We start from the raw sequence: 7,311 nt of genomic DNA, 5'->3' as shown, positions 1-7,311 counted from the left end.
AGATGTGTATAAGACACAGGGTCTGGGACGCGGGCTGCGCAGGAGGCACGGGAGGGACAGGAGACTTCGGTGACCTGGCGGCCGTGTCGGACGTCGCGACGGACTTGTTCGCGGCGTTCGGCGTCCCGGAGGACTTCGGGGCCGTGGCGGAGTCCGTGCCCGGCGTGGAGCCTTCGGGCAGGGTCCGGACGGTGCCCACCTTGAGGCCCGGCCCCGTGTTCGTGCCGGGCGCCGTAGAGGCAGACTCGGCGGGGGCCTTGGCGACGACCTGGAAGGGCATCAGGACCAGGGCTCCGAGGGCGAACAGCGCACCCTTGAGCCACCGGCGGGGATGGGTGGGGACGACATCGACATGTTCCAGCATGCGGAGCCTCCTGTGCAGCGCGTGAAGGTGGGCCGACGCCCCAAGCGCCGCTGCGCTGCCGGGGGGCCGGGTGATGCCAAAGGCGATGAGCAGCTCGCCGTAATCCGCGGGCTCCGCGCCGGTGAGACGCAGCGCCTCCGCGTCACACGCCTCTTCCCGAGCAAGCGCGTACTCACGGGCCGCCTGACGCGCGAGCGGGTGGAAGAAGAGCACCGTCTCCGCCAGCGCCGGCACCCAGCCCAGCCACAGGTCCCCGCGCCGCAGGTGCGCCACTTCATGCGCGAGCGCCATGCGCAGCGCGTCCTCGGGGAACTCACGCACCGCCTTCGAGGGCAGCACGATGGCCGGCGACACGAGCCCCGCGGCCAGCGGGCTCATCACCTCGTCCGACACGAGCAGCAGGGGCGGCCGGCGCAGGCCCGCTTCGCTCGCGAGGAACTCCGCCTCCTCCTCGAGCACCGGATGCTTCAGGGGCCGTGCCCGCTCCCGCATGCCCCGCACCTGACGCCACGCTCGCACGTGGCCCCGCACCTGCCAGGCCACGCCCGCGCCCCAGATGAAGAGCAGCGTCCACGCCACCGCGCTGGAGCCGGACAGCGCACGCAGCCACCGCGAGGAAGTGGCGACGAAGGACACGTACCGCGCCTCGGGTGAGGAGCCCTGGCCTGACGCCGCGGCTGACAGTCCACCGCGCGACGACACGAAGTCCCGAGCGTGAGCGATGCCGGGCGCTTGCGCTGCCGTTGCAACGCCTGGGATTGCGAGGCCCGGAGCCTGTGCGACGGAACCTTCCACATCCGACGGTGCAGGGCCCGAGACCACCAGGGCCCCCCCACGCGTGGGCATGGCGGTGCCGGATGTCTGGGATTGCGACCCGGTGCCGGTGACCACGGTCTCCGCGGGCAGCAGCGCCAGGGACACCGGATGCGGCCAGCCCACCGTCAGCACGAACTTGAGCGCCACCAGCCACCACAGCCCCGCGCGCAGGGACGCGGGCAGGCTCGGCACCGCCTTCGCGAGCACCCACACCCCCAGCGCGCAGAGCGCCCCCTGCCACGAGGCGCGCCACAGCGACTCCGACCAGGACGACCACCACGGCATCACGTGCAGCAGGTCCATGGAGCTCATCGGCTCACTCCTTCCGCTTCTGCCGCAGGCGGGCCACGACGTCCTGGAGCTGCTTCAGCTCCTCGTCGGAGACGTCCTCGGCCTCCGCCAGATAGGTGACGAACGGCGACAGCGACCCGGAGAGCGTGCGCTGCACGAAGTTCCCTACGACGTCGCGCAGCAGCTCTTGCGTGGCCACCGGCGAGGCGTACTGGAACACCCCGTCCACCTTGCTCCGGGTCAGGTACCCCTTGAGCCGCAGCCGCTCCATCACCGTCAGGATGGTGGAGCGCGCCAATCCCTGCGCCTCACCGAAGCGCTCCGCCACCTCCCCCACCGTCGCCGGCCCGTGCTCCGCCACGTACCGCAGCAGCGCGAGTTCCTGCTCTCCCACCGGCTTCTTCATCCGTCCCATCCTTCGTAGCGACAGCTGTAGTCAAGAAGCAAGGTACGACTGACTACAGTCGTAGTCAAGTGGGTGTTCGTGCGGAGGGCGTGTCCCCAACCGACAGAGGGAAACCCCTGACAGACGGCCTGGGCCTACCAGTCCATAGTCCGCCCCATTCCCCCCAAGCCCCGGGGTTCCAGGTCAGGGCTTGTTGCCGAAGGAGCAGTCAATGGCGCGCATCGGTGGACCCAAGCTGGGCAACAACTCTTTCAAGGTGGGCGACAGCAAGACGAAGGTGAACGGCCAGGTGAAATACGGCCCCACCGGCGGCCTGAACGACAAGCAGAAGCAGCATCTCAACGAGCACTACGGCAAGCATGGCGCCGGCGTGAAGAAGCAGAACGTCCTGGATCGCCTGACGCAGTACAACGCCTCGCACAGCACCTATACGGACGCCGCCCAGAAATCCGGGCGCCCGTTGACCCCGCAGGAGCAGGCCGCCCGACGCACGGGCCAGAACGCCCCCGACTCCAGCATCAACCACGTCATCGCCTCGGCCACGGGCCAGAACGTCTTCAACCACGAGACGCTGCGCTTCAAGCAGGGCGCGAAGGACACCCAGGCCTCGGTCGGTGAATTGAAGACGGCCACCGGTGCCGCCCAGACGGAAGCCCAGAAGAAGGTGCGCAAGGGATTGGCGGAGCAAGCCGCCTCCGTGGGCCGCGTGCAGGGCTACTCGCGCGCCACGCTGGCGGAACGCAAGGGCGAGCTGAAGGCAGACGTCGTTCAGCAGAAGCAGGATGCCGCCCTGAAGAACACGCTCACCGCCATGCAGGGCCCCGACCAGGCCACGCGCTTCCAGGCCTACAAGGACGTGTTGAAGGACACCTTCGATGCGCCGGGCAACCTGCGCGTGGGCGACATCACGCAGAACAAGAAGATCAGCACCGGCTTCGATGCGCCGCTCGACAAGAACGGCAAGCCCACCGAGCGCGCCGAGCGCCTCTACCAGGCGCACCAGAACTACGGCCCCGAGCGCCTGCTGAAGGACGACAGCGTGTTCACGAAGAACAGCAAGGGGGAGATCATGTCCAGCAGCCACCACGCGGACGTGCCCGACAAGAAGCGCAAGGCCGAGGACGATGGCGGGGGCCCGTCCAAACCCACGAAGCGGCGCTAGAGAACGTCCGCCCGTCCTCGCCTGCCTGGCCCCTCACCGTCCGCCGGCGAGCTTCATCCTCCTCTCCCAGCGCCCCACTACCGAGCGCCCGCCTCCCTGCCTGCCCAGGAGCGGGCCCGGTAGCAGAGGCCTGTGTGTGTCCTTGTCTCTGTCGGCCGGGCAACCAGATTTCCGGAAGACGAAACCCGACTCGCACTGGAGATTCCCAATGAAGCTTCCCCTGATGGCGGCCATCGCCGCCCTGTCGCTGTACGGTTGCGCCAGCCAGTCCGCGAACACGCGTGAAGCCTCGTCACCCGAAGCCGGTGCCATGGGCGGAGCGGGCAGCGCGGGCACCAGCTCCGACTCCTCCAACAGCGAGAGCCTCAACCCCGACACCGCGGAGTCGGACAAGTCCGCCGGTGAAGCGGGCAACGTGAGCGACCTGGAGAAGCGCGACCGCATGGACGCGCCCACCGTCTACGAGGGCGAGGCCACCGGCGGCAGCGGCGCGGCCGACGAGACCGTGAAGACCCAGGACGGCCAGAAGTGGGACGTGCAGCAGAACACCCCCACCGACCTGGGCGACCCGCAGGTGCCTGCGGGCTCCGTGAACCAGAACCGCGACCCCAGTGATGACGGCACCGGCGGCTCCGGCGATGAGAGCTCCGGCAAGAGCGAGATCAAGGACGCGTCCGGCGACGCCAACGCCGACACGGACGACCTGAGCACCGACTCCAAGGTGGAGACGGACGCCACGCCCGATTCCACCCACTAGTCCCCGGTGAAGAATCAAGCCAGGGCGGAGTCCTCCGCCCTGGTCGCGGCGGATACCCGGTAAAGCCCGCTCGCGGGCCTACCGGGTGTTCGTCTGTCCACCCCACGCCGCGCCAAGTTAGAGTGAGCACCAATGACTGGTGCTCCCTTCGTCGCCCTGCTCGCGCTGCTGCACTCCCAGTCCTCGTACATCGAGGAGGTCCCCAACGAAGAGCAGGAGTCGTCCGCTCCCGCCTCGTCGGGAGGCATCGGCTTCCGGGCGCTGCTGGAAGTGGGTCCGCTGAGCTTCCCGTCCGGAACGCCGGGCGGCGAGCAGGACCTGTTCGCGTACGCATACCCGTCGCTGGGCGTGGATGGCGGCGAGGACTTCGCCTTCATGCTGGGCGCCCCGCTGCGCTTCCGCCTCCTGGACAACCCGCCCGAGCAGAAGGACGAGGACTACGGCGCGTGGCTGCGGCGCCAGGACTGGGACGAGCGCAGCGACTACGGACAGGTGGTGCGCCTGCTGCGCATCGGGGATGAGTCCGGCCGCTTCGGCCTGCGCGTGCAACCCTTCCTCGAGGAGTCCCTGGGCCGCGGCTACCTGGTGAACCGCTACGACAACCAGCTGTCCCCGAACTACCACCCGGCGGGCGGCACGCTGTCGTTCGCGGCGGGGCCGGCGCGGGTGGAGCTGCTCGCCAGCGACGTGCTCGCCGCGCGCATCTTCTCCGGCGAGCTGTTGCTGGACCTGGGCCGCGTCGTCAGCGGCAGTGAGAACCACTTCGACCGCTACCTGCTGCGCGCCTCCGTGGCGCACGACTTCGGCGAGGCCGGCGGGGTGACGCCGGAGGCCACGGTCGCGTCGGTGGGCGGCGAAGTCGCCATGTACAAGGGCGAGCGGCTGCGCTCGTGGGTCCTGCTGGCCGGCGGCGCGCGCCTCAACTCCGGCGCGCAGGACGTGGGCGGCCTGCTGGGCGTCGCCTTCGAGGGCGACTTCAAGGGCACGCAGCTCAGCGTCACCTTGCAGGGGCGGCGCCAGGGCGGCGGCTTCCGCTTCGGCTTCTTCGGCGCGGGGTATGAGCTGGCGCGCTTCTCCGCCGTGGGCCTGTCCGAGGAGCCGCAGGCGGACCAGCGCGTGCCGAAGGACTTCTCCGGCTACATCGAGATGTCCGTGGCGCGCGGCGGTGGAACGGACTCGACGGAGGTCGTGGCCAGTGGCGCCGTGGAGTACTCGGCCTTTGGCCGCGCGGACGGAGACTTCTCGCTGAGCTTCAGCAGCCCGGGCGACAAGACGCGCGGAATCGTGCGCGCGGTGGTGGTGGGCCTGGGTGACCGGCCCCGCTACTCCTTCGCGGTGGAGGGCCGGCAGCGCGTGCTGCCCGCGCTGTACATCTGGGCCTCCGGCGCGACCGTGCACTTCCCGCAGCCGGATGACCAATTGGTGCGGGGCGTGAGCGCGGGCGCCGGCGTGGGCGTGGACTTCGCCCGACGCTGACGCGCGCGCATCCTCTGCCCGGGACTCAGGGTTCCGCCGCGCCGCCCTCTTCCTGCCCGGGTGCACAGGGCAGGATGGCGCGGTGCGGAGGCGCGGCGCACGACGGACCCACCAGCCAGCGCGACAGCAGCCGCACGCCGGAGGCGAACAGGCCGTCATCGCCCTTGTGCAGGGCCTCGAAGAGCGACTCGTCCAGCACCGACTCTTCCGGATCGATGAGGAAGTCCTCCGGCTCCAGCGGCTTGAAGAGCGGGTTCTGGTCGAACACCGTCTCCAGCGGGTGTGGACGCAGCCGCAGCAGCCCCTCCTGGGCCACCCGGTCCAGCGTCTCCACCATCTGCTTCGCCTCCACCAGCGGCCGCAGCGCGGACACGCCCGCGAGGCCCGCGTGCTCCGCCATCAGCGACACGCGGATGCGGCGGATGGCCTTGGACACCGCGTCGCCCGGCGCCTGCGCCTCCCAGCTCAGGTTCAGCTCGGAGTCCAGCCCCAGGCTGCGGTTGGTGGTGTTCGCGGAGCCCACCGTCAGGAAGGTGTCGTCCACCACCATCACCTTCGAGTGGATGTATGTGAAGACATCCGAGCCGTCGTCGTCCTTCGCCGCCGAGCCGTACACCGCGAAGCCGTGGCCCGTCTCGCTGGCCACCTCCCGCAGCGCGCGCAACAGGCGCACCTGGGCGACGCCCATGGCGATCTGCTCACGCAGCGCTTCCGGCTGACGGGGCAGCACCAGCATCACCTGGAGCCGGCCACGGCCCGCCGTGCGCATGCGCTTGACGAGCGCGTCGTAGATGGCGCGCGAGGAGAAGTACTGGTTCTCGATGTAGATGAAGCGTTCCGCCGCGGCGATGGCGTCCACGTACAGCGCGCGGATCTCCTGCACCTCCTCCTGCGGCGGAAGGATGGTCTTGCCGAAGGTGCGGCTGATGGCCACCGGGCCCGGAGGCGCCGGCATCGTCGCTTCAAAGGTCACGTCGTCGCGCGCCACCGGCTCCAGGTGGATTTCGCCGCCGCCCGAGTGCGCCCAGCGCGCCTCGAACAGCTCCGCGAGCGGCTTCACCGCGGGGCCCGTCAGCACCGTCTGCACGTCGTGGTAGGGACCGTGCGGGTCGCGGCCGGAATCACAGCGCAGCTTCGAGCGCGCGGGATGGTCCCGGTCGTCCCAGCGACAGTCACAGACGTCCATGCCGCCGGTGAACGCCTGCACGCCGTCCACGACGACGAGCTTCTGGTGGTGCGCGGCGTAGAGAGGACTGGAGGAATCGAAGCGGAATCGCAGCCGCTCGTTCGTGGTCCAGTTGAACAGCAGGTGCTGCATCCACTCGCGTTCCATCGCGAGCAGCATGCTGAAATCCCAGGCGAGGATGTAGACGTGCAGCTCCGGGTTGTCCCGGCACATCTTGTCCAGCAGCGGCAGCAGTCGGACTTCGCCACCTTCCGCTTCCGCCAGGTCGTCGCCGCGCAGCAACGTCACATCGCTGTCGAACTGCCAGCCCATGATGACGATGGAGCGACGCGCCTTGCGGATGGCCCGGTACAGCTCTCGGTAGTAATCCCGGGCGTCCACCAGCACGCCCGCGTCATGCGTTTCCGAACGCGTCCAGTAGTTGCGTCCAGGGTTGAGGATGTTGGTCACGGCAGTCACCTGGCCTTGGAATTCGCGTCCCGGAAATGGAACCCACCTGTCCGCGCCCGGCCGGCGGAACAATCACCCCACGAAAACAATGTGCTTCCCGGTCGCCACGGTCATGTCCGGCGAGGAGACGACCTTGGCCACCTTCCGCGCCTCGCCCCCCACGGTGTCGAAGGCAGCGGCGATCAGGTCGCCCAGCGTCACCTGCACGCGCCTGGCCTGCTTGCCGGCGTTGGACACGGCCTTCACGGTCGTCGCCTTCATCTGACGGGCCTTGCGCTGAATCGTCTGTCCACGCTTCTGGGTCTTGGTCGCCATGGTCTTCGCTCTCCGAGATGAAGTGATGCGTTCGTGTTGTGCCGCGCTGCCCGTACCGCCCCGTGCTGCCCGTCCTGCCTTGCTGCCC

General features: G+C 69.4%; 7 protein-coding genes. 3 read left to right on the top strand and 4 right to left on the bottom strand.

The genetic code is table 11. The features are described 5' to 3' along the window. Nucleotides 1–1,492: M56 family metallopeptidase (locus D7Y13_RS35170; RefSeq protein ID WP_279637159.1), on the bottom strand; the 1,492-nt coding region annotated here is incomplete at its 3' end. A 4-nt stretch (nucleotides 1,493–1,496) separates the two neighbouring features. Beyond that, nucleotides 1,497–1,877, bottom strand: coding sequence for a BlaI/MecI/CopY family transcriptional regulator (locus tag D7Y13_RS35165; protein WP_120537674.1), 381 nt, complete (start codon nucleotides 1,875–1,877; stop codon nucleotides 1,497–1,499). A 211-nt stretch (nucleotides 1,878–2,088) separates the two neighbouring features. Here D7Y13_RS35165 and D7Y13_RS35160 point away from each other — a divergent pair, with 211 nt between their 5' ends. From D7Y13_RS35160 to D7Y13_RS35150, 3 genes are all read left to right on the top strand, one after another. Continuing rightward, on the top strand, nucleotides 2,089–3,039 hold the full coding sequence (locus D7Y13_RS35160; RefSeq protein WP_120585854.1) for a hypothetical protein: 951 nt from the start codon (nucleotides 2,089–2,091) through the stop codon (nucleotides 3,037–3,039). 208 nt (nucleotides 3,040–3,247) lie between these two features. Beyond that, nucleotides 3,248–3,796 carry a hypothetical protein gene (locus D7Y13_RS35155; RefSeq protein WP_120585855.1) on the top strand — a complete coding sequence of 183 codons (549 nt, stop codon included), beginning with the start codon at nucleotides 3,248–3,250 and terminating at the stop codon, nucleotides 3,794–3,796. A 132-nt stretch (nucleotides 3,797–3,928) separates the two neighbouring features. Beyond that, on the top strand, nucleotides 3,929–5,272 hold the full coding sequence (locus tag D7Y13_RS35150; RefSeq protein ID WP_120537677.1) for a hypothetical protein: 1,344 nt from the start codon (nucleotides 3,929–3,931) through the stop codon (nucleotides 5,270–5,272). Nucleotides 5,273–5,297: 25 nt separating this feature from the next. Here D7Y13_RS35150 and D7Y13_RS35145 read toward each other — a convergent pair whose 3' ends face one another. Next, nucleotides 5,298–6,917: a phospholipase D-like domain-containing protein gene (locus D7Y13_RS35145; protein WP_120537679.1), complete on the bottom strand. Its 1,620-nt coding sequence runs from the start codon at nucleotides 6,915–6,917 to the stop codon at nucleotides 5,298–5,300. 63 nt (nucleotides 6,918–6,980) lie between these two features. Next, nucleotides 6,981–7,223 (bottom strand): chaperonin, encoded by a 243-nt coding sequence (locus D7Y13_RS35140; protein ID WP_120537678.1) that lies wholly within the window; start codon nucleotides 7,221–7,223, stop codon nucleotides 6,981–6,983. Nucleotides 7,224–7,311: the final 88 nt, after the last annotated feature.

The organism is Corallococcus praedator (assembly GCF_003612125.1).
Taxonomy (GTDB): domain Bacteria; phylum Myxococcota; class Myxococcia; order Myxococcales; family Myxococcaceae; genus Corallococcus; species Corallococcus praedator.
Note: the sequence above shows the minus strand (reverse complement) of the source record. Positions and strands in the feature narration are given on the sequence as shown.